This window comes from Clostridium sp. AF23-6LB (genome assembly GCF_003461085.1).
Lineage (GTDB): Bacteria > Bacillota > Clostridia > Lachnospirales > Lachnospiraceae > Coprococcus > Coprococcus ammoniilyticus.
Genome location: NZ_QTWK01000004.1, coordinates 299,594 through 323,281, shown reverse-complemented (window position 1 = coordinate 323,281; position 23,688 = coordinate 299,594). Strand labels below are relative to the sequence as shown.

The following is a 23,688-nucleotide window of genomic DNA, read 5'->3' as shown; positions in this document are numbered from 1 at the left end:
TTTATGTGTCAGTCCACATGATAGGCATATAGCCCATCTACTAACTATAGTATACACAGATAAAGCAAATTATGCAACGAGTTTATAAAGATTTAATCAGAAATTTTTGGAAAAGAAGGTGAGAACATTGAAGATAAAAAAGGTGGATGAAAAGCCAATGGTCATTCACACCAAGGAGAAAGCCAAGATTCATGCCAACGAGCCAAAGGGTGCCAAGATTAAAGGCAGCAACATCTATACAGTAGAGAGAGGTCCTAAGACTATCGGTGCAAAGGTATCTGATGATAAAAAGAAGTCCTATCGCAAGAGTACCATTCATCAGTCAGAGCCGAAGAATAAGGGATTATCAAGATTTAAGCGAAACTATAGAGAATCAAACACTTCCATCAAGACTAAGAACACCAATCTTCACATTGCAGGAAGAACAGGTGTACTTGCAGCCGGGGCAGTAACGGAGCAGGTGGAAGGCGGGCATGAGGTATCGCAGGCAGCATATCTTGCATATGAAGCAAGCCAACCTGTTACCGGAACTGCTTCCAAGGGGGCAGCACTTTTCAGGAAAAAGGCGGCAGCCGAGGCAAAGAAGCGTATCAAGAAGGTAGAGGCAGGAAAGAAGCTGGCAAAAAAGACAGCAAAGAAAGCTGCCAAAGATACAGCCAAGACGGTAGCTAAAGAGACGGCAAAAGAAACAGCCAAGACAACTGCCAAGGTTGCAACAAAAACTGCGACAAAGGCAGCTGCTACAGCGGCAGGAACAGCGGTTGCACCGGGAGTTGGTACTGCAATCGGCATGGCAGCCGGATATGCTGCAGGTGTGTCCATAGAGGTCAAGGATGAAAAGATGACCAACCGGAGCAGGAAGATAAAATTCTTTCTGGATAAGATGAAAGCACAGGAGAATCAGACAGACAGCGTGGCAAAACTGGTAAAGGATCTGATTGTGCGAAAAGCGATTACCTGGGTAAAGGCAGCTGCACCGATTATCGGATTGGTGCTTTTATTACTTGTTCTTGTAGTTGCCATGATTGCGGTTCTGGTTATAGCGGTGATAGCAATCCTTTACAATTCTCCATTTGCTTTATTTCTGCCACCACTTGAATCAGGAGATACCGTGCAGACAGTAACGAGTGCTTATGTGCAGGAGTTTAACCGGGATGTGAATACGAAAGTGAATGAGCATACCGGATATGACCTTGGAGAGCTTGTATATGTGGATTATGAAGGTATGGAAGAAAACCCAAGCAATTACTATGACATCATGGCGGTCTATATGGTCAAGCATGGTATCGGAGATACTGCAACAGTCATGAATGACATTTCAAAAGGCTGGCTGCAGGCAGTAGTAAATGATATGTGTTCATACACCACAAGCACCGGAACAAAGGATGTGGAAGAAACAGATGCAGACGGCAATGTGACTACTATCACGAAGTCTGTTCTGTATGTGAATGTAACGCTGAAATCGTACAGGGATATGATTTCAGTCTATGGGTTTAACTCTTATCAGGTGGAAATGCTTGAGCAGATCATGAGTCCGGAGTTTATGGGACAGCTTGGATATGCCGGAAGCGGAAGTGGCGGCGGAGGCGGAAGTCCAGGAGAAAGCTCCATGACTGAGGATGAAATCAATGCCATCCTAAACGAAATTACAGACAGCAGGCAGAAAACAGTCTGCTCCTATGCACTACACAGAGTTGGTTTTCCTTATAGTCAGGATTTAAGAGACAGCGGTAACTATTATGACTGCAGCTCCTTAGCCTATTATTCATGGAAGGATGCAGGCGTGGATATTAGTTACGGCGGTGCAACCACAGCGGCAGCGGAGGCACAGGGACTGGATGAAGCCGGAAAGACAGTCTCATTTGATGAGTTACAGCCGGGAGACCTTATCTTCTACAGTTTTACAAGCAACGGAAGATATAAGAACATCAGCCATGTGGCAGTATATGTCGGAAATGGCAAGGTGGTAGAGGCGCTTAATGAAAGTCTTGGTGTGGTCTACAGGGATGTGGCAAGCACAGGAAAGATTGTTGTGATTGGAAGACCATAACAGAAAATTTGCGGAGAGGGCATAGTCCCTCTCTGAGACTGGAGGTAAGAATGGATTTAAAAGATATGATACTGGTAACAGAAAACGACAGGGGAACAGAGATAAATATGCTGATGACTCTGGATGATTATAAGAGTTTTATAGCAATTGATGACATGTCAGAGCTTGCAGACCATCTGTTGCAGCTTGGAAGGACACTTGGTGAAGCAGATAACTTCACAGAGTATTACAGGGCAGCAAATGTAACTGTATCTGCGAGATTCTGTCTGGATGATATTCAGCTGGGACATTTTCTTCAGGGATTTTATAACGATTCCAAAGAATTTAGGCTTGATAAAGAAGCCAGTTCTTCTGAATGTGTTGCAAAGCTTAAGGAGATTGGAATGACCGATAAGGGCTGGGTGGATGATTTTAACCTGCATTATGAAAGTGTGGACAGATCATTTGAAAGGGGACAGACATTTCATAACTTCAATGACCATGATTATATGGTGCTTGAAGCATTATCACCAAGGAATCTTGTGGTGATGGATATGAAGTCAGGTTCTCTTACAATCGCCCTTGGTGCGACAGAGTATAAGCGTTATCCGAAGGATGAGAAGCCTACAAAGGACAATACTACGATCGGAGTATCGTGGGAGCATGGCATTTATCTGGGTTCCACACTCTCAACCACGAATTTCAAGGCATACAAGAGGGAGTATGGCACACCGGAAAAGATAGAGGATATCTATGATTACAGGGCAAAGCTAAAGCAGAAGTTCTATTTTTATCAGGATATGTCAAAGGATGATGATGTACCAAAGAAGCTGCAGAATGACTTCCTTCACCATATGTATGAGGATTTCGGAACGATTGAAGAGGACTGTTTTTACGACAGGCTGGAAGATGGAAAGTACGATGAAGGCTTTAAGGAAAGACGGGTAAAGGAAGAAAAGAGCCGGTGATGAGATTTTTACGGGAGGCGATATCATATGGAACAGGAATTTGATGTTGAGATAAAAGAAGTGCTTTCACGAGTACAGAAAGTAAAGGCAGAGTCGCTTGACGATGCCATCAATAAGGCAATGGATATGTATTATGCAGAGCAGATAGTCCTTGGAGCAGAGGACATGAAGGGAGTTGATTTTGCGCCTATCAGCGAAGGTCAGCTCCCTTCTTCATTAAAAGAAAACGGAGGAAGAACAAGATGAAAAGTGATTCAACAACAGTAATTAAAAACATGGAGTTTTTGGTAAAGGAACTTCATAAGGAGTGGGACAGATCGGGTGCTTCTAAGGCATCCGTTATTATTTCTCTTGAGGAAGTAGATGGTATCAATGATAAGTTAAAAGAGATTATCTATCAGACACAGAAGTCAGTCGATGAGGACGAGCTGACCTTTAAACAGAGCATTGCAAAGTCCAAGGAGTGCTATGTGCTTCTTCGTGTGGTGCGTAAGATTGCAAAGAAAAAGGATAAATGCGAAAAACAGGCAATCGACAATGAATTTGCAATCGAGCTGGATAAGGATGAGTTAAAGCTATTTAAGGGATTGTTTGCAGAGATGTTTAAGTAGAGGAGGACAAAGGTATGGGCGTTGATATGAAGGTCAAAGCGATATACGATTCTGAGATTGGTAACATCACTAGGTCAGAAAAGAACTGGAAGGATGTGTTAAAGGTTGCAGGTCAGTTATACCGCTATGAATTTGACAATATCGTTATGGTAACAGCTCAGAGACCTCCGGAAAAAAGCACACTCATGGCAGATTATGATACCTGGAAAAAGGTGGGAAGATATGTAAAGCGTGGTGCGAAAGGCTGCGCTATTTTCCCATCAAGGGCACTGAATCCACGCATGAGGTATATCTTTGATATCAGTGACACCGGAGGGAAGAATGTTAAGCTGACATGGGACCTTGAGGGAGAGAATCTTAAGGATTATATAGATTTTCTTGTGTCGGAAGGTCAGATTGAGCAGTACGATAACAGCGACAGGGAGTCTCTAAAAAATATATTAAAACAGTTTACAGGAACAGATGTTTGGCTTATAATAAAAGAAGAGTTCAAAGACCAAATGACCGAGCTTATGCAGCTATCAGGTAGTGTGATAAAGGAAGAAAGTAAGAAACGCAATGGCTTACAGCAGGAAATGGACATGGAGCAGCTTGTATATGCAAGTGTCATGTATGCTGTAGGGACGAGATGCGGATTTGACTTATCTGTGCAAGAACAGGATTTTAGTCAGATCGTAAATATCAAAGACGAAGAGATCATTTACCGTCTTGGTTCCATTGTATGCGATGTCTCCTGTAGTGTTCTTAGAGAATTTAGTCGTAACTTAAAGGCAATCGAGAGCGAAAGGAGAATTGGATATGTTAGAAGAAATGACTTACAAGGAAGTGGACGGACTGCTTTATCCGCAGATAGAGATGCCGGACGAGACGGAGGATCTCACGAAGCTGGGCAAATACGGAAGGATGGCGATGAACTATCTAAAGGAGAACGAGCCGGCAAGATACAAGACGCTGATGAGATTCGGGAAGATGTACGAGAAGATGTCAGCGGTAGAAGAGGAAGCGAATCAGCTGTACGACCAGCTGGAGATGCAGTATCTGGCGAAGCACAAGCCACAGAATCCGTCATCGATAATGGAGATGTGGAAGATAAGAGAGCAGGCGAAGATGCAGGCAGAGGAAGTGGTACTGAATCAGGTAGTGATGCGATTCCACTAGAATCAGATGATACAGAACTGAATAGGGAACTTGATGAAATCAATTCATTGGGTGTTAGTAAGGAAGCCGAATATACACAGGCTTCCTTTTTTTTCGACCAGGACGGGCAGGCAAGCATTGGCACCATTCATACTGAGGACGAAAACAATAATCAGTTTATGCGTCAGTTCGAGCAGGACAGAAAAGCTGCATTAGCAGGTAAATACAATTACCTGAATCCCAAAAAGTCTGCAACAGTACCAGGTGAGTATATCAGACAGGTGCTTATGAGAGGTACAGGCTTTATCGGTGGCAAGGGCAGGGTATGTAAGATTTTTGAAACAGAGATTGATGCAGGAACCAGGGCAAAGCGTATCAAAGCAGAGTATGGTCAGGGAGGTGCAGGCTGGCCGGTTGACGGACTGGGACTGCACGGATATGACACATTTCATGGGAACGGACTGCGTTTTCAGTGGCGAGATGAGGATGGAGAGGTTGAAGGATATGTTTCGTGGAAAGATATCGAAAAAGAGCTTGGTGTCCTTATTCTTACAGGGGAATACCAGCCTGAGACACCTCGTATTGATGAGCTTGCGATGGACGGACTCCGTGAGGATGATGAGGTCATTGATGCCGAATACCGGGAAGTGGAACCGGAAGAGACAGAATCAGAGATTGATGATTATGCAATACCGGATGAGCCGGAGAGCTATGCTTCTAACAGAGATTATGTAAGTGCAAAAGGCATGACACCACAGGAAGCCGCCGATGAAGATCGGATGGTAACACAGGCAGAATATGGTGCCGAGATAGAAGCTGAAACAACTGAAAAAGATCCATCAGAGCTTCAGTATATTACACCGATTGATTATGCAAAGCGTATTGCAGAGCTTGATGAAGACCTGCGTGATGCGGCAGAGATTCTGGTGACAGACTGCAGCTGCTACACTCCGTTTAGGGCATTCCTTATGGATGTTGTGCAGTCTGATTTTGCATTTATGCCAAATAAACTTGACCTTATCAGGGATATTGCATTAGGGACAGATAATGCAGAAAGAAAAGCATATTCCAACAATAAGTATGGTCTTGTGGAGTACTCAATCAGAAGCGGATATGTGAAGATCAGCTATAAGAACAGGAATGGTGTGCGTAAGGAAGGTGCACTTGACTGGCGTGAGTTATATGAAATCTTATCTTATATGGTAAAACAGCCATTTTACTGCGGAGAAGACCAGAAGAAGTATTATCAGGAGACAAAGCAGAAGGCTGACAGGGATAAGATGAATCCGGTCTATAAGAGATTCTTTGATATCGAGGATAGTGTAAAAGCCAATCGTCTTGAAACCAGGGAAAGAGCGATAGCGAATGGCTGGGATACAAAGATTGATGAGAATGGACATGTGGTTTCTGATGAAGCAGTATCAGTAACTGTGGATGATATTCAGACTGATACAGAATCAAAGGAATCAGTGGAAGAAGTATCCGAACAGAAAGAAGCAACATCGAAAAAGCACAACTTCCACTATAACCTCTGGGAAATGGAAAAAGGTGGAGCCAAGACCAGATACCAGTGGAATATGGATGCAATCCGCACTCTAAAGCAGATTGAATCAGGAAACAGGCTTGCCACACCGGAGGAGCAGAAAGTTCTGTCGAAGTTTGTCGGATGGGGCGGACTGTCACAGGCATTTGATGAGAATAACGCAGGCTGGAGCAAAGAATATGCAGAGCTGAAAGACCTTTTATCTGATGAGGAATACAGTGCTGCAAGGGCAACAGTAAATAACGCCTTTTATACTTCACCGGAGATTGCCATGTGCATAAATTCGGCACTTGTCCAGTTTGGTTTCAGAGGCGGCAATGTATTAGAGCCATCTATGGGTATCGGTAACTTCTTTGGAAGTATGCCGGCACCAATGCAGAGAAGCAAGCTGTATGGGGTGGAGCTTGACAGCATTTCAGGAAGAATTGCAAAGCAGCTTTATCAGAATGCCAATATCAGTATTACAGGATTTGAGAATACCACATATCCGGATAACTTTTTTGATGTGGTTGTCGGGAATGTGCCATTTGGAGATTATAAGGTATTTGATCCGAAGTACAACAAGTATAACTTCCGTATCCACGATTATTTCCTTGCAAAAGCACTTGACCAGGTAAGACCGGGCGGCATGGTTGCAGTAATCACCACAAAGGGAACACTTGATAAGGCAAATCCTACTATCCGAAAGTATCTTGCTGAAAGGGCAGAGCTTGTGGGAGCAGTAAGACTTCCGAGTACTGCATTTAAAGATAATGCGGGAACCGAAGTGACAGCGGATATCCTGTTTTTGCAGAAGAGGGAGAGAAAGATTGACATTGAGCCTGACTGGGTACACCTTGGTGTGACTGAGAATGGCATTGCAGTCAACTCTTATTTTGCAGAGCATCCGGAAATGATGCTTGGGGCTATGGAGTATGACACAAGGATTTACGGACAGGACTCAAGATATACAGTCTGTGTGAATGATGATGAAAACTTCAATATGTATGAAGCATTAAACAAAGCTATCGGTAATATCAAAGCACAGATGACAGATTTTGAGAGAGTGGCAGATGAGGCGGAGCAGACTAAGGAAGTTATCCCGGCTGATCCGGATGTGAGAAACTACACTTACACATTTTTTGAAGGAAAGCTCTATTACAGGGAAAATTCCGAGATGGTGAGAAAAGAAGTATCACAGACTGCCGAGGAGCGAATCCGAAGCCTTGATGAAATCAGACAGATAACAAGAGAGCTGATTGATATCCAGATGGATGGCTGCAGCGAGGAGGAGCTTTCTGATAAACAGAGACTTCTTAATGTAAAATATGATGCTTTTGTAAAGCAGTATGGAGCCATTACTTCAAAAGCAAACAGAATAGCTTTCAGGGATGACAGCGATTACCCGCTTCTTTGCAGTCTTGAGGAAGTAAATGAAGACGGGGAGGTGAAAAAAGCGGATATGTTTTATAAGCAGACGATTAAGGCAAAGACTGTCATAGACAGGGTTGAGACTGCTGTGGAAGCATTAAATGTATCCGTCAATGAATTTGGATATGTAAATCTTGCCTATATGCTTTCTATCTATGAGCCGGATATTACAATGGCAATGGAAGAACTTGCAGAAAAGACCGGACAGACAGCGGATGAGATAACGATAAGTGATGATGCTTTGGCAGAGCTTAGAAGAGCAGTTCTTGTGAAAGAGCTGGATGGACTGATTTTCTTAAATCCTGACCGATACAACGAGAACAATCCTGATATCGGCTGGGAGACAGCAGACGAGTACCTATCCGGAAATGTGAGAGACAAGCTTCGTGTAGCAAAAGCTATGGCAGCGGATACAGACAATCCACAGGCAGAAAGATTTGCAGGCAATGTTGCAGAACTTGAAAAGGTGCAGCCGGAATGGATTGAAGCATCAGACATTGATGTAAAGATTGGTACGACATGGATTGAGCCGCCTGATTATGAGCAGTTTATCTATGAACTTCTCAATACGCCAAGGCGGGCAAGGGCGGTCAGAAGCCAGTTTTACAATACAGGCATTCAGGTACACTTAAATAAGATGAGCATGGAATGGTTCATTGAGAATAAAAGCATGGATAAGCATTCAGTGGCAGCTACTAAGACCTATGGTACAAGCCGCATGGATGCTTATTCTATTTTTGAGGATACGCTGAATCTTAAAACTGTAACAGTAAGGGACAGGATTGATGACGGAGATGGCAAATATCATTATGAAGTCAATAAGAATGAGACAATGCTTGCAAGGGAAAAGCAGAACACGATCAAGGAAAAGTTCAAGGAATGGCTGTTTGCAGAGCCGGAGCGTAGACAGAAGTATGTGGAATATTACAACGAGACATTTAATAACATTCGTCTGCGTGAGTATGACGGAAGCCACTTACAGTTTCCGGGAATGAATCCGGCGATTGAGCTAAAGCCACACCAGAAGAATGCGGTGGCAAGAATCCTTCTTGGAGGAAATACACTGCTGGCACACTGTGTAGGTGCCGGAAAGTCCTTTGAGATGATGGCTGCCTGCATGGAGCAGAAGAGACTTGGACTTGCCAATAAAACCATCATGGTTGTTCCAAAGCCGCTTATCGGTCAGACTGCATCAGAGTTTTTAAGGCTTTATCCGTCAGCAAATATCTTAGTTGCCACAGAGCGTGATTTTGAAAAGAGCCGCAGGAAGCAGTTTGTCTCAAGGATTGCGACAGGCGACTATGACTGTATCATCATGTCGCACTCGCAGTTTGAGAAAATCCCAATCTCCGCAGAGAGAAAGGAAAGAATGCTCAATGAGCAGATTGATGAAATCAGCTATGCGATCGATGAGATGAAGGAGCGTAACGGAGAGCGTTGGACTGTAAAACAGATGGAAAGCCAGAAGAAAAAGCTGGAGGAACAGCTGAAATCTTTATCGGATGAGAGCAGGAAGGATGACCTTATAACCTTTGAGGAGCTTGGTGTTGACTCTATTATGGTGGATGAGGCGCATAATTTTAAGAACCTTGCGATTTTTTCCAAGATGAATAATGTGTCAGGTATCAGTAGCAGTGGAGCGAAAAAGTCAACGGATATGCAGCTTAAATGCCAGTATTTGTCTGAGATAAATGATGGCAGGGGCATTGTGTTTGCAACTGGTACACCGATATCCAATACCATGTGTGAGATGTATGTCATGCAGCTGTACTTGCAGAAAGCGGCACTTGAAGAGATGGGGATTTATCACTTTGATTCATGGGCAGCAAACTTTGGTGAAGTGACAACAGCACTGGAGCTTACTGTAGAGGGAAGCGGGTTCCGTTTTAAGAGCAGATTCAATAAGTTTACGAATCTGCCGGAGCTTATGAATATCTTCCGTGAGGTAGCCGATGTGCAGACTGCTGACATGCTTGACCTTGATGTGCCAGCTCTCCGTGGCGGTAAGCCTATCATAGTGGAGTCGGAGCCTGACTGGTATGTAAAGCAGGTCATGGAAGACTTTGTTGTGAGGGCAGAGCGTATCAGAGGCGGTGGAGTTGATCCAAGCGTGGATAACTTCCTGAAGATTACCCATGAGGCAAGACTTCTTGGAACGGATGCCAGACTGATTGATAAGGACGCACCGAATAATCCGGATGGCAAGCTTAATAAGGTAGCAGAGAACGTATGGAAAGAATATGAGAGAGGAAATGCTGATGGTCATATAGGCTGCCAGCTTATTTTTTCAGATATCGGCACACCGGGACCGGATAAAGACTTTACCATTTATGATTATCTGAAGGAAACACTTATCCAGTATGGTATTCCGGCAGATGAGATAGCATTTATCCATGATGCCAAGACGGATGCTCAAAGGGACGCACTTTTCAAGGAGATGAGGACAGGTAAAAAGAAGGTTCTTATCGGTTCAACGGACAAGTGTGGAACAGGTGTCAATGTGCAGACACACCTTGTTGCAATGCATCATGTGGACTGCCCTTGGAAGCCAAGCTCAATAGAACAGCGAGAGGGACGAGGCATCAGGCAGGGCAACGAAAATGAAGAGGTGGCAATCTACAGATATGTCACCAAAGGAACCTTTGATGCATACAACTGGTCGCTCGTCGAAAATAAGCAGCGATTCATCAGTCAGGTCATGACAAGTAAGGCTGTGAGCCGAAGCTGTGAGGATATCGACGAGGCAACACTTTCCTATGCAGAGATTAAGGCGGTTGCCACAGGCAATCCTCTGATCAAGGAAAAGATGGAGATTGACAATGATGTCCAGAGATTAAAGCTTTTGAAGGCATCCTATGACAATCAGAGATATGGCTTGCAGGATAACTTTATGATTAAGTACCCGAAGCTGATTAAGACAGCAACAGAAAAGCTTGCAAATGTAAGAGAGGATGTAAAGGCAAGGGATAAGGAATTGATTGATAATCCGGAATTTGCCATTACCATAGGCAGGGCAACCTATACTGAGCGTGTGGATGGAGGAACGATGATGCTTGAAGCAATCAGCAAGTGCAAGACCGGAGAGACAACTGCAATCGGTAAATTCCATGGATTTGAACTGCTTGTGGAAAAGAACTTCCTTGGCATCAATTATATGGTGCTTCGTAGAAAGACAGAGTACAAAGCAGAGCTTTCCACAAGTCCTGTCGGCAGTATGGTGAAGCTGGAAAACCTGTTCAATGGACTCCATGAGAACATTGATTTCTTAGAAAAGAAGATTGAGCAGTACCAGAATGACCTTGAAGCATCAAAGGCTGAGTATGATAAGCCATTTGCATATAGTGAGGAACTTAATGAAAAACTGGCAAGGCAGTGTGAACTGAATGCCCAGCTTGACCTTGAGAACGCAAAGACTGTGGATGCAGACCTGAGTGGACCGGAGGAAGAAAGAGAAGCAGATGAAAGGATGGAATCTGCAGCAATTGTAGCAGAGGATAAAGGTGCTTATCCAGCCGACAGAGAGGGCAGAACACGATAGGAGAGTGAATAATATGAGCATAAGAAAAGTGGTCGCAGGACTACTGATTACAGCAGGGATTGCCATTATGGCAGTCCCTTTTTTCTGGCGGGCAACCGGAGAAAAACAGACAGAACAGCTCATAAGTGAATTTGAGCAGACATTGGAGGATGATTACGATGAAGAAACAGATGTGGAGGAAGAGCAAACCTCCATTAGTGAAGAGGATGAAGCCATTCTTAAAGAAGGCGGTGTTATCGGCATCATTGAGATACCGGGCTTAGATATCAGGTATCCGGTAATGGAAGGAACCACAAGTAAAGTGCTTAATGCCGGGATTGGTCATATAGAAGAAACAGCAGGAATCGGTGAGAGTGGCAACTGTGTGTTATGCGGTCACAATGGCAGCAGATATGGCACGTTTTTTACACCACTAAGTCAGATATCCATAGGTGATGAAGTGATGATAACCGACAAAAATGGGCTGAAGCATATCTATGAGGTAACAGAGACAGAGGTAGTAAATCCGTATGATAACAGCATCAAGACACAGGTAGATGAAAAAGAACTAACTCTTTTTACCTGTTCCCAGAAAGGAACCATGCGTTTTGTGGTCAGGTGCATTTATAAGGAGGCGGTGATGGATGAATAAGAGATACCGGTTAGGTGAGATAGAAGAGGCAGTATCAGAAATGGAAGAGCTAATCGACATCGAGGATGATATTGCAGAGATTGATGATGACTTTCAGATAGTCGTAAGCGGCTGGTCTGTGTATGTCGAAAGCCTGAATCTGACACTCAGACAGGGGATAGCCTGTGTATGGGATGCAGAGGAAGGATTATTTATGCCTGATTTTGATGTGACCATCGTATATGAGGGGAACATTGAAACGGGCTACTCCAGAAGCGATGCTTCTGTCGTTAATGAGTCAGGTGAAAGTATGCAAGCATCCTTTCCTGCTGACTCATTATACTATGAGCAGGATGGAATGGTCGTTACACTTGGCAACTGGTTAAATGGCAGATTGTCTTGTGAACAGATAGAACAGCTTTGGTGTGAGCTTATCATACCGGAGCAAAACAAAGAACAAAAAGAAAGCGAGGAATAGCATATGAAGTATTCAATTAAGGTAAACGAAGTAAGAGCAAAAGAGGGCAGCAATATCAAGGGATTTGCAACAGTAGTATTTGGTGATTCATTTAAGATTACCAATATTGCAATCCTTGAGAATAAGGACAAGGGAGAGCTTTTCGTATCAATGCCTAGATACCGCTCCAATGAGCGTGATGAAAGCAATGGCGTGATCTATAAGGATGTGTGCAATCCTATCACAGCAGAGTTTCGAGAGGAACTCTATACCAATATCCTTGATGCCTATGCAAGAATCAGGGAACCGGAGAAAGAGGAGACACAGAAGCAGGAACACACAAAGGAAATGCCGGAGTTCTCTGTAACTGTAACACCTTATGAGAGAGAAGGCAGCAATATCAAGGGACTTGCCCGTATTTACTTTGAAAACAGTTTCATTGTAAATAACATTAATATCGTGCAGGGCAAAGAGAAAATCTTTGTATCAATGCCTTCTTATAAGACAAAGCAGGTGGATGAGCAGGGCAAGCCAATCTACCAGGATGTCTGCTATCCGGTCACAAAGGATTTCAGGGAAAAACTCTATAATGAGATTATCTCGGAATATGAGAAAGCAAAGGATAAGAGCAACGAAAAGGCGAGGGAGAGTGCCGAGAAACATCATGGCAATCCCGATAAAGAGAAGGACAAAGAGGCAACACCCTTTCGATAATCAGTAATCAGAGTACAGGGGCGGCCAAGGCTGCCCCGTATACGAATGGAGGAAACAGAATGGATATGGAAATAGGAAAAACACTTACCAATGAGGAGGTCGTAAGGGAACTTCTCGAATTACTAAAGAAGAATGCCATGAAAGAGCAGGCAAACGATGTATTTGAGATATGCAGCTATGTGGATGGACTGGAGAAAAAGATTGATTCCATGACGGAAGAACTCACCAATATGCAGAACCAGATCAAAGAAATGCAGGAAGATACGCTTTTCAATAATGCTAAAAAGACATTGTCAGAAGCACAGGAGCGACTTAATAGCAGATGTGAGCAGATAAAGTCACAGGTATCGGAAGTGAAAGCACAGGTCAAATCTACAGCTAGGAGCATAGTCGAAGAAGCAAAGGAAAAGGGAAGAGCTGCGTTATACAGGGTATCTGAGTTCTTAGGAATTAAGAAAAGACTTCTTGATATCCGGGAAAATGTAAGAGGTGCAATCAAGACCACGGATAAGGATATGGCAAAGACAGCACTTCTTGCAAAAGGATTTCGAGAAGCTGGGCAGACAGCAGCCAATGCAATCCGTACTTTTGCTGACAAGCCGGAGGTGGATTACTCAAAGAAAGAGCAGAAACATCCCATTACAAAGGCAGTACTTGCTCCGATGAAAGCGGTGAAAAAGATACTGGTATCAATGGAGCTTCATCTGGATGCTTCGATTGATAAGCTGGATAATCTGGCTATGGATGTGCAACTTGACAAGGAACAGCATATGGAGAATGCGAAAACAAAGGAACAGACAGAGCCGGAGAGGGCAGAAGCTGAGCGAGTAGAAGCAGAGGTTGTATACTCTCCAATGGTCGCTGAGCCACAGGAGTATCAGTATAATGCAGATGCATTTGAGGCAAGAGGTGTGGATGAGGTGAAGCAGGAAGCGGCACATAAGGAAGCACCGAAGGTAAGAGAAGATAAAGCCAGATAGTAGTGAGGGCGTGGGAGAGATTTCAAAATTAAACAGCATTTTTAAATCATTTAATACAGCATTGTTTATATAATTAGCTTCATCAATGATTATTACAGGCGTAAGACCAAGCTCATTAGTCAGATGTTTGTAAAACTCACTTACAGTCAGTGTGGAAAGAGAAGTATAAGTAACTTTATACAGCGAGCTGTTAAGATTTTTTATGTAGTTTCTGACGAGACCGTTTCAAGTTTTGTGTAAACTCAAAAACTGACATAAGAATTTATTGATAGTTATTAAGAGCAGAGACCAGATTTTGGTTCTCTGCTCTTATCTGCATTATACAGGTATAAATGCACATGTCAAATAGAATCTCTAGAATTCTGCTTTTTCCAGCCGTTCTTCAAAGTAGATCTCCAGCTGGGCTCGTATCTGGGACCAGTCCCTGCGGCGCCCGGTCCATTTTTTAGTGATGTCCATGGTAGCCAGATAGAGCATTTTTAAGAGGCTGTCATCGCTTGGAAATACAGTCCTGCTTTTAGTGACTTTACGCAGCTGCCGGTTGAATCCTTCAATCGCATTAGTTGTATAAATGAGCTTCCGCACTTCATTGGGATATTTAAAATAAGTGGAAAGTGTAGCCCAGCGTTCGCTCCAGGATTTATATATCTTCGGATATTTGCTGTTCCATTTTTCACCAAAAGATTCTAATTCTTCCAGGGCTGCAGCTTCGTCGGGAGCTGCATAGACCATTTTTAAATCTGCCATAAGTTTTTTCAAATCTTTGTAGGATACATAATTCGTGGTATTCCGGATCTGGTGGATGATACACTGCTGGATCTCGGTCTTTGGATAAACTGCTTCGATCGCCTGTGGAAATCCGTTCAGTCCATCCACACAGGCGATCAGAATGTCCTGCACACCACGGTTTTTCAATCCGTTAATAATAGACAGCCAGAATTTCGCACCTTCATTTTCCCCAACATACATGCCGATCACATCCTTTTTCCCATCCATATCGATGCCGAGGGCAATGTATACCGCACGTTTCACAATACGTCCTTCACTGCGGACGTGGTAGTGGATCGCATCCATGTAAACAACAGCATATATCTCCTGCAGTGGACGCTCCTGCCATTCCTTTACAAGTGGCATTATTTTATCGGTAATACGGCTGATCGTGCTGTCTGAAATATCCAGATCATAAAGCTCTTTTAAGTGTGCTTCAATGTCTCCCGTGGTCATTCCTTTTGCATACATAGATATGATCTTTTCTTCCATGTCCTGAGTGACCGTATTCTGATATTTTGGTATCAGCTGCGGTTCATACTCCCCTTTGCGGTCCCTGGGTATTGCAATGTCCATATCCCCATAACTGGTGCGCATTGTTTTTTGGGAATGTCCATTCCGGCTGTTATCGGTCTCTTTATTGCGGTAATCGTATTTGGAATACCCCAGTTCCTCATTAAGCTCTTCGTCAAGAGCCCCTTCCAATAAAACAGACATCATGTCCCGCATGATGGAATTAACATCGTTTCCGCTTTTGATACTGATATCATTCTCCTTGAGATATCCCTGCATCATTTCGCGCATTGCTGCTTTTTGTGGTGAATCACTTTTTCTTCTTGCCATAATAAAAACCTCCAAACTGAGTAATGTTATCTTACATCAGTTTGAAGGTTTACACAAACTTTGGGACACTCCCTTTCTGACAGCTGTTGTCTTTCCGCGTCCTGGACTTCTAGCTATGGTTTTTTTGCGTTTCAAGCAATGAGTTTTTTGAATGATTTAATGGCAACAGGACTTCCAATAGCAAAACCAATGATGGTAACAGATACACCTACATAGAGTAAGACGTTCTGCCATGCTTCATGTGTTATACATTCATAGCAATGATCCATAGCATCTAATTTCTCTTTTGTCGTCATATCTGAAGCATTTTCAATTAATGATATTTTCTTGTTATATTTCTCTTTTGATGTTTCATTTAGTGAAGTGGCCACTTCTGATATTTGTTCAGATGCATTCTGCATTATTGTGTTGATAATATTATTTGATGTGGTAGCGGTTAGTGTATTTTTCATTTGAGTAATCCTCCTTAGAATGTTGTAGGTTGACATGTAATGCTGATAGAATTATCATACTATTAACGAGCGGATAAATCTATCTGCAAAACTGTCTATTTTTGAAAAAATACAAGATTAAAAAGACAAAAACGTCTAAAGAGGTAATTATGAATAAGTCAGCATATTTGGATGAAAAAGTATTTAAAAACAGATTGCGTAGACTGATGGAGATGAACAACCTAGCAACAGCCAGAGATTTAGCAAAGGCACTGTACGATAATGGGAATATTACGGTTGAGGTTGGAGAGTTTGATGACGGTTCTATTGCAATCAACAGTATGGCAAGAAGAATACAAGATCACCTTAATTGGGATACTGCGGATAAACTTCAGGGACGGTATGTTACAGCATATTGTGATTACTTTCATTGTTCTGCTGATTATCTTTTCGGCAGGACTCCATTGAAAAGTGGAAATCCAAGTGTTATCGATTTTTGTGAATCAACATATCTGTCAGAAAAGGCAGTAAAGCGTCTGATTGAGGAAATTCCAGAGGATATAAAAATTGAAATGACGGAATTTTGGTCTAATGTAATAGAGAGCAATATTTTTTATAAGCTACCATTGGAATATCGGAAGATGTGTTCAGAACTTGGACAATATCAGACAGCTATTAAACAAATCGGAGATATTGATAAGGCATCTCAAAGCATAAATGATTCAACATCATTTGTAGAAATCTGGAGAACTATGATGACAGATAATTATTTGAAAGAGGCAGAGCCACATAAAGGTGCTTACTTTATGCATTTAAATGAGATATTGGATAATGTGAAAATTTATTTAGACATTTGGTCAAATGAGTATATTACAAAGCGAAAAAGAGATATTGAGGCAGAATTTACTGATGCATTAGAACGTAAGCATCAAAAAAGCAAAGAAGAATTTATGAAAAAAATGAACCAATGGAATGATGATCTGGAAGGAGAAACCTGATATGTTTGTATTTGATTTTTTTGATGGAAGTTCAAGAGAATTGATAAATTCATTAGCTGAATATTTTGATATAGATTATGAGCAACTTGCGACATTTTTATTGAAAGATGAAGCAACAGCGTATTCCCTAATAGAGCAGTTTAAGTTAGACCTTAACAAACCAGATAGCAAGAATGTGCAAATTACCTGCCGCCACATGACAACTTCAAATGAAGAGGACATCAAGTCATTTAGAAAACGTGGGGTTTTGGATTTAAGAGGTATGTTGCAGGAAGATACTCCATTGTCTAGTTTTTTGGCAAAACATGGAATTATTGTTGATGTAGACAACCGGATTATTAGCATAAATGAAAAACAATATCCAATTCAGTCCAGTAGTGAGGATTGTACAGACTGTTATATCGGATCTGATTTGTCTTGTACAGGATATTCTAAGTGCGAATTGAATAAGCAAATATCATTTCTTCATACAAAGTTGTATTTTTACAATGCAACGGTGGAATTTTTCATTCATGGTACGCTAAAAGATATGAAAAATTATTCTAGTATTAGTAAATATCCAGAGATTCTGCTTACAATTGGTAATGTATTAGCTGCATATAGGAAAAGTAGTCTGTTTGATGAAAAATTAGGGAATGAGTGGCAACAAAGAAACAAGCAATGCTATGTTCTGCAATTTAATGTAAATCTACAAGACATGGAAACCTATGCACCAATGGATTATGAGAGAGCATATTGGGAAGAAAAGGAATTATATGACTTAGCCGGATATGAGTATGAAGATTATCTATTGCATTCAATACCGCAGAATTTTTATAATAATTATTATTTGTTAAAAGTGTTTTGCCAATGTTTTTACAGTGAATCAGAAAAATATGGGTCTTTACTTCCAGGTAAAACAGTGAATCCAGGGGGATTCAAGATATATAAAATCGTAGACAATTCATTAAAGTTACTTGAATAGAAGACAGGAGGTAACAGCATGAAAAAATCAAAAGAACATCTTCTCCTATACGGAGTCGGTCCGGTCTACGGTGTATGTATTATAGCTGTAACCGTGATAGGAATCATCCTATCCTGCGCAGGAGTTCTGCCGATAGGAAAAATTTCGATATTACAAATTCCTTTCATGGTCATCGGAAATTTTATTGCAGTTATCGGTTTTATTGTTTGGTTTAAGGCGGCTTTCCGAATTGATAAGTACATCGTTGCTAATAAACTGTGTACAGATGGAATTTATGGGATTGTAAGAAATCCTTGCAGAGAACTCGCTTGACGATGAGAAGCTGAAAGCAGTTACCGAAAAATCCGGCTATACAGTCGCCGGAATCCACACCGAGCTGTAAGAGAAAAAGCAGCTTTAGAAAACAGACTTGAGACAAGAATCAAGTGGTTCTGCAGATACAAGCTGCTGATAATAGATGAACTTGGTTATCAGAAGATGGATGTCGATTCAGCCAATCTGTTCTTTAACAGACAGAGCCGTAGGAGTATCAGTATAATGCAGATGCATTTGAGGCTAGAAGTGCGGATGAGGTGAAGCTGGAAGCGGCACATAAGGAAGTATCGAAGGTAAGGGAAGATAAAGCCAGATAGTAGTGAGGACGTGGAAGAAATTCTGCGTCCTTTTTTTATACCGATTTATTGCAATACAGAACATTAATTCGATATACAAGGGATGATTATTGGACAGTATAAAGTGCTATAAATAAAGCATAAGGAACAGATGCATGATAAATGAGTTAAATAGAACATTTACGGAGGTGGCAGTTATGCATATATTGGTGTTTATTTTAATATTTGTTGTTGCTTCAATCATTGCCGCTTGTGATGGGGATTATTCAGGAATAGCTGCAATCGGTAAATTTGTAGGATTTTTTGTATTGCTATTCGCAGTATTATGGTTATTTACCCAGCCTGTTTTATTAATAATTGCTATTATAGTACTGGTTTTAATTGTGATATGTTGCTCTGCAAAGTAGCAAATGCAGATAAAATATAATAGTGTACCGACATTAGGACTTGCAGGAATGAAGGGACTTCTCTTATATGGTTATTTATGGTATCATATAAGAGAAGTTTTTAGTTTTATTGGGGAGTTTGGAGGTGCTATATGCCTAAATCATCAAATCAGAAATTGAAGCTGATATATCTTATGAAAATTCTTCTGGAGCGGACTGATGAAACGCACAGTATTACTATGCCGGAGATTATAGATGCACTCGCTGCGTATGATATAAGTGCGGAGCGCAAAAGCTTATATAATGACATTGAAAATTTAAGAGTGTATGGTCTGGATGTTATAGGAACGCAGGAAGACAGGACATATTCGTATCATATAGGTAACAGACAGTTTGAACTTGCAGAATTAAAATTATTGGTTGATTCTGTGCAGTCTGCAAAATTTATCACAGCCAAGAAGTCAAATGAGCTTATAAAAAAGATAGAAGGATTGGCAAGTAAATATGAAGCATCGCAGTTACACAGACAAGTATTTGTGGCTGGTCGTGTAAAGACGATGAATGAGAGCATTTATTACAATGTTGACAGGATACATACGGCAATTGCAGAAAATTCGAGGATAACATTCCAGTATTTTCAGTGGAATGTTGACAAGAAGATGGAACTGCGTCATGATGGAGCACTTTACGAGGTTAGTCCATGGTCATTATCCTGGGATGATGAAAATTATTACTTAATTGCGTATGACAGTAATGAGGGAATAATTAAACATTTTCGTGTAGATAAAATGCTTTATATCAAGTCAAACGGTAAGGGAAGAGAAGGAAGGCAGGCATTTAAATCATTTGATATGGCTGCATATGCCAGAAAAATGTTTGGCATGTATGGAGGCAAAGAGGAGTGGGTACGCATTGAGTGCGACAATTCTTTTGCTGGTGTAATGATAGACCGCTTTGGTAAAGATGTATCAATGATCAGATTGGATGATAAACGCTTTGCAGTCAATGTAGAGGTTGCAGTCAGCAGGCAGTTTCTGGCGTGGATCATAGGTCTTGGTGAGGGAGTAACGCTTGCTGGACCAGAAAATGTTGTTGAAATGATGAATGCTGAAATTGACAGATTGATAAAACAATACAAATATGACAACTAAAGAAATTGTTTAGTTTGAGATAGCAATCCTTGTATACTCAGTTGCATTTAATTATTTCTTGTTTGGAGGAAGTGGAATTATGTTAAATAAAGATGATTTGATTATTCCAGTTAATGAATATGTTTCAGCTGCTACAATAAACTTGGATTGTATTGATGTATGCGAAAGCATAGTGGGACAATTGGTTTACTTACATGAATGTGTTAAAAATATTGATATTGTAATGTTGCAAGGCTGTTCTACAAGGATTCCTGAATTATTAGATGAAATAAAACTTGAATTTAATAATGATTATTTTATTATAATGCCAGTGGGGTATGATGAGAATAAAAGTATAGATTGTAGAATACCAATGACTTTGATTTCGAAGAATAAAATGATTAAATATAAAGAATTGACATGCGGCTTTAGATCAGAATACTTTGTAGATGCGTGTACATACGGAGTTGCTGAATTCGAAGATAATATTAAAGTTAGAATATTAAATCTTGACAGTTATTATTACGATTCCGTAGATGATAAAAAAAGAATGAGCGGTAAGTCGCTTTGGGGAAGGGGAGCCGAATATGAGATTAGGAATAGGAGTAAACATTATTTCAATGCAAGTGATGAAAATGTATTTTTAATTGCATGTGCAATTCCACATTGCATAAATACCTCTATAGATGAATATATGGTGTGTATAGGAAAATCAGAACAGGGGAAAAAGGGTTCTAGCTCTCGATTGTATATTGATAAACATACTGTGTTTACAAATTTTATTACGCAAGAGGAATTCTATATGGGTAAAAATCTATTTAAAAATGAGATTATTGGCTGTAGTATTTCGGCAGATGTAAAGATAATATGGAGCAGAACATAAATTCGATATGCAAGGTGTGTTTATGGGACACTATAGTTTTTATAATAAGAATCAGATAAGAGATAAACTCTTACTGGTTCTTATTTTTTTTGGAGCAGGTGAGGTGGTAGAGTGGCAAGGTTATGGTATTGGATTAGAAAAACAGTATTACATGCTAAGGAATGTAGAGGATGCTGCATTATGTGTGAATATTACGAAGTATGCAGAAATGATGGAACATTAGAATAGGAGGTATGACAATGAAAAATTGGATGGATTTAAATAGCGATGGCAAAATTGATGGCACAGAAATGATGTTTGCAGAAGAAATGCTTTGCACCAGCAGGGAAGAACATGAAGCATTATTTGGAGATGCCGGAGACTTCGAGGATGACGCAAAGGATGATTTTGAGATTGATGCAATGGCAGCAGGACTTGATCTTGATGAATTAGAACTTATGGATCCTGATGACAGGGCAGAGGCATTGGAAGAAGCAGGGTTAGACCCAGATGATTATGATTTTGACTGAGTTTTTTGCAAAGGAGGCTGATTTGTATGAGAAAGAATTCATTTGGACAGGGACTGGCAATATTCCTTGTAATAATAGGTGTTCTGTTTGTAATAGGCTCCATAGGTGAAGCAAGTGAGCCTAAGTGCATTAAGGCAGGATGTGATAATAAGCAGGCAAGTGGAAGCAGCTATTGTTATTTGCATAAACCATATACGGGAAGCAGTACATCCCATAGCAGTTCATCATATAGCAATAAATCGTCTGGCAGTACTTCAAAGAGTAGTACAAGTTCTGGTTCAAGTAGCAGTTACAATAATAAATCAAATTCTACAAATAAGTCATCATATAGCAGTGGCACAAAAAAACGTACAACGACAAAGAAGAGTACATATGATTCTTATGATGATGGCTATGATGATATCTATATGGATGGCGATTATGACTATGACAGATATGACAGAGACAGCGATTATGCAGATGGTGTAGATGATGCAATGGATGAGTACGGAGAAGATTGGTAATGCTGACGAAGTTTTGCGGAAAGGAGACCACTATGAAAGAACTTTATTTTACAATAGCAGGTTGCAGCCATTATTTTGGCAGTGATTTTATGGAAAAAGGGATGAAAGTAAAACTTGAAAAAGAGCCGGATAATGAGTACGACAAGGAAGCAATACAGGTAAAGGTAAAGGGACTTGGAAAGATAGGATATGTGGCTAACAGTCCATATACTGTTAAAGGCGAGTCTATGAGTGCTGGCAGGCTGTATGATAAGATTGGAGATAAGGCTAAAGGAAAGGTAGTATTTGTAGTTGATGGTGGGGTTGTGTGTAGAATTGTTGATAAAGGTATGGAAGGAGACTTGGCGTTGGAAAAAGCGTGTGAGTCTGATTAATCTGTTGTGTGATAGGTTGGTGAATTAACCAACCTATTATTGTAATAACGATAAATACACAATGTTTCAAAAGTTTATAAGAATAAAATGAATCTTTACATTTCTAAAGATTATACTGGAAAAATTCGAGCAATTATGATATACTGTAGACCGAGTATAAATATCCTGCAATGAAAATGAAAGGTGTTAATTATGGCAGTATCTTATAATGGTCTATGGAAAATATTGATTGATAAAAAATTACAGAGGAAGGACCTGACAGAGCAGTTAAATATTAGCTCTACAACCATCGCAAAGATGGGAAAGGGCGAAAAGGTGTCTATGGATGTCTTGGAACGTATTTGTCGGTATTTGAACTGCGATTTAGGAGATATTGCAAGTTTTGAGATAGAGGAGAACAACGATGGTAGTAAATAAACATGGTAGTTTTTATATGAGAAGCGGATGGGGAACAAAAATTATTCAGGCGGTAGAAGATGATGACATGATTTTTACTCCAAGTTGCGAACAAGAAGCTATAGATAATATTGGCCTGGGTCGTGTAATGATAAAAGCTCTTAGGTATTGGTCAGATGCAATGATGCTTACTCATGAAGAGAAAGAACAGGGAGGCATACGTTTAGTTCCAGAACCAATTTACAATAGTATACTACAGCATGATTTATATTTTCAGAGACAAGGATCATTACTTTTGATGCATCGTAATTTAGCATTAAATGAAGAAAATGCTACTGCGTGGTATTGGCTGTTTAATGAGTGGAAACAGAATACATTCACAAAAGATAAGTTTGTGGAAGGCTTTCATTCATATTTATCTGTGAATGGAATGAAAATTAAGAAGGCTGCGGTTGAAAAAGAGTTTAACTGTTTAAAAAATACTTATATTGGTGATGGAAAATTTGATAAAAACAGTATTATGGATGAGGATACATATCCGTTTCTAGCACCATTACAGATTTTGAAAGAAACAGGAAAAAACTCATATGAAAAAAGAAGTCTTACAGGCAAAGAAGTTCCATTAGAAATTCTTATTTATGCTATTGCAATGGACAATGTTGATGATAGCACTAATGGTAGGCAGATTAACATTGATAAATTAATGGAGGAAAAAGGGCAGATTGGAAAGTATTTTGGAATGAAGTATTCTAAGCTGCTTGAATTGCTCGTAGAGGCAGAAAATAAGAAGTATATCAATCTGAACAATAACTTTGGAAATCGTTTTATTGAATTTAATGGTTATGATTATGCTGGATTGGTAGACAAATATTATGTTGATAAGGAACGATAAATA

General features: G+C 40.6%; 24 protein-coding genes. 22 read left to right on the top strand and 2 right to left on the bottom strand.

Annotated features, from left to right (window positions below; all coding sequences use genetic code 11):
• The first annotated feature begins 118 nt into the window (after positions 1-118).
• From DWY07_RS11105 to DWY07_RS11065, 9 genes are read left to right on the top strand one after another with little or no spacing between them, the layout of a single operon-like run.
• Positions 119-2,050: an NlpC/P60 family protein gene (locus DWY07_RS11105; RefSeq protein ID WP_347465498.1), complete on the top strand. Its 1,932-nt coding sequence runs from the start codon at positions 119-121 to the stop codon at positions 2,048-2,050.
• 50 nt (positions 2,051-2,100) lie between these two features.
• Positions 2,101-2,997 carry a hypothetical protein gene (locus DWY07_RS11100; RefSeq protein WP_117823155.1) on the top strand — a complete coding sequence of 299 codons (897 nt, stop codon included), beginning with the start codon at positions 2,101-2,103 and terminating at the stop codon, positions 2,995-2,997.
• Between the two features lie 27 nt (positions 2,998-3,024).
• Positions 3,025-3,243 carry a DpnD/PcfM family protein gene (locus tag DWY07_RS11095; RefSeq protein ID WP_055062783.1) on the top strand — a complete coding sequence of 73 codons (219 nt, stop codon included), beginning with the start codon at positions 3,025-3,027 and terminating at the stop codon, positions 3,241-3,243.
• Positions 3,240-3,608: a hypothetical protein gene (locus DWY07_RS11090; RefSeq protein WP_055062784.1), complete on the top strand. Its 369-nt coding sequence runs from the start codon at positions 3,240-3,242 to the stop codon at positions 3,606-3,608. The genes DWY07_RS11095 and DWY07_RS11090 overlap by 4 nt, the downstream gene beginning before the upstream one ends.
• Before the next feature lie 14 nt (positions 3,609-3,622).
• Positions 3,623-11,236, top strand: coding sequence for a helicase-related protein (locus DWY07_RS13615; protein WP_117823153.1), 7,614 nt, complete (start codon positions 3,623-3,625; stop codon positions 11,234-11,236).
• A gap of 13 nt (positions 11,237-11,249) precedes the next feature.
• A complete protein-coding gene (locus tag DWY07_RS11080) occupies positions 11,250-11,867 on the top strand; it encodes a class D sortase (RefSeq protein ID WP_117823151.1) in 618 nt (205 codons plus the stop codon).
• Positions 11,860-12,324: a hypothetical protein gene (locus tag DWY07_RS11075; protein WP_117823149.1), complete on the top strand. Its 465-nt coding sequence runs from the start codon at positions 11,860-11,862 to the stop codon at positions 12,322-12,324. The genes DWY07_RS11080 and DWY07_RS11075 overlap by 8 nt, the downstream gene beginning before the upstream one ends.
• Before the next feature lie 3 nt (positions 12,325-12,327).
• Positions 12,328-13,017: a SpoVG family protein gene (locus tag DWY07_RS11070; RefSeq protein ID WP_117823147.1), complete on the top strand. Its 690-nt coding sequence runs from the start codon at positions 12,328-12,330 to the stop codon at positions 13,015-13,017.
• Positions 13,018-13,076: 59 nt separating this feature from the next.
• The gene (locus DWY07_RS11065) at positions 13,077-13,997 is read left to right on the top strand and encodes a DUF6674 family protein (protein WP_117823145.1); all 921 of its coding nucleotides are present in this window, start codon (positions 13,077-13,079) and stop codon (positions 13,995-13,997) included.
• A gap of 354 nt (positions 13,998-14,351) precedes the next feature.
• On the opposite strand, the gene DWY07_RS11055 is transcribed toward DWY07_RS11065, so the two are convergent.
• Together DWY07_RS11055 and DWY07_RS11050 are read right to left on the bottom strand one after the other, a co-directional pair.
• Positions 14,352-15,569 carry an IS256 family transposase gene (locus DWY07_RS11055; protein WP_181983924.1) on the bottom strand — a complete coding sequence of 406 codons (1,218 nt, stop codon included), beginning with the start codon at positions 15,567-15,569 and terminating at the stop codon, positions 14,352-14,354.
• A gap of 170 nt (positions 15,570-15,739) precedes the next feature.
• On the bottom strand, positions 15,740-16,060 hold the full coding sequence (locus DWY07_RS11050) for a hypothetical protein (protein ID WP_117823141.1): 321 nt from the start codon (positions 16,058-16,060) through the stop codon (positions 15,740-15,742).
• A gap of 149 nt (positions 16,061-16,209) precedes the next feature.
• Here DWY07_RS11050 and DWY07_RS11045 point away from each other — a divergent pair, with 149 nt between their 5' ends.
• The 13 genes from DWY07_RS11045 (at position 16,210) to DWY07_RS10990 (ending at position 23,685) form a co-directional block, all read left to right on the top strand.
• A complete protein-coding gene (locus DWY07_RS11045; protein ID WP_117823139.1) occupies positions 16,210-17,037 on the top strand; it encodes a hypothetical protein in 828 nt (275 codons plus the stop codon).
• A gap of 1 nt (position 17,038) precedes the next feature.
• Entirely contained in the window at positions 17,039-18,001 is a 963-nt protein-coding gene (locus DWY07_RS11040; protein WP_117823136.1) for a hypothetical protein, read from the top strand.
• Between the two features lie 18 nt (positions 18,002-18,019).
• Entirely contained in the window at positions 18,020-18,313 is a 294-nt protein-coding gene (locus tag DWY07_RS11035; protein ID WP_117823134.1) for a hypothetical protein, read from the top strand.
• A gap of 30 nt (positions 18,314-18,343) precedes the next feature.
• Positions 18,344-18,577 (top strand): ATP-binding protein, encoded by a 234-nt coding sequence (locus DWY07_RS13610; protein WP_347465504.1) that lies wholly within the window; start codon positions 18,344-18,346, stop codon positions 18,575-18,577.
• Between the two features lie 190 nt (positions 18,578-18,767).
• Positions 18,768-19,019, top strand: coding sequence for a hypothetical protein (locus tag DWY07_RS11025; protein ID WP_147340252.1), 252 nt, complete (start codon positions 18,768-18,770; stop codon positions 19,017-19,019).
• 131 nt (positions 19,020-19,150) lie between these two features.
• On the top strand, positions 19,151-20,149 hold the full coding sequence (locus DWY07_RS11020) for a WYL domain-containing protein (protein WP_117823130.1): 999 nt from the start codon (positions 19,151-19,153) through the stop codon (positions 20,147-20,149).
• 79 nt (positions 20,150-20,228) lie between these two features.
• Positions 20,229-21,011: a hypothetical protein gene (locus DWY07_RS11015; RefSeq protein WP_117823128.1), complete on the top strand. Its 783-nt coding sequence runs from the start codon at positions 20,229-20,231 to the stop codon at positions 21,009-21,011.
• Between the two features lie 22 nt (positions 21,012-21,033).
• Positions 21,034-21,234 (top strand): hypothetical protein, encoded by a 201-nt coding sequence (locus DWY07_RS13235; protein WP_181983919.1) that lies wholly within the window; start codon positions 21,034-21,036, stop codon positions 21,232-21,234.
• A 16-nt stretch (positions 21,235-21,250) separates the two neighbouring features.
• A complete protein-coding gene (locus DWY07_RS11010) occupies positions 21,251-21,520 on the top strand; it encodes a hypothetical protein (RefSeq protein WP_117823126.1) in 270 nt (89 codons plus the stop codon).
• A 26-nt stretch (positions 21,521-21,546) separates the two neighbouring features.
• Positions 21,547-22,023, top strand: a complete 477-nt coding sequence (locus tag DWY07_RS11005; RefSeq protein ID WP_242997345.1) for a hypothetical protein — start codon at positions 21,547-21,549, stop codon at positions 22,021-22,023.
• A gap of 32 nt (positions 22,024-22,055) precedes the next feature.
• Entirely contained in the window at positions 22,056-22,397 is a 342-nt protein-coding gene (locus DWY07_RS11000; RefSeq protein ID WP_117823244.1) for an HIRAN domain-containing protein, read from the top strand.
• 192 nt (positions 22,398-22,589) lie between these two features.
• Positions 22,590-22,814: a helix-turn-helix transcriptional regulator gene (locus DWY07_RS10995; protein ID WP_117823124.1), complete on the top strand. Its 225-nt coding sequence runs from the start codon at positions 22,590-22,592 to the stop codon at positions 22,812-22,814.
• Positions 22,801-23,685: a DUF4007 family protein gene (locus tag DWY07_RS10990; RefSeq protein WP_117823122.1), complete on the top strand. Its 885-nt coding sequence runs from the start codon at positions 22,801-22,803 to the stop codon at positions 23,683-23,685. The genes DWY07_RS10995 and DWY07_RS10990 overlap by 14 nt, the downstream gene beginning before the upstream one ends.
• Positions 23,686-23,688 lie beyond the last annotated feature (3 nt).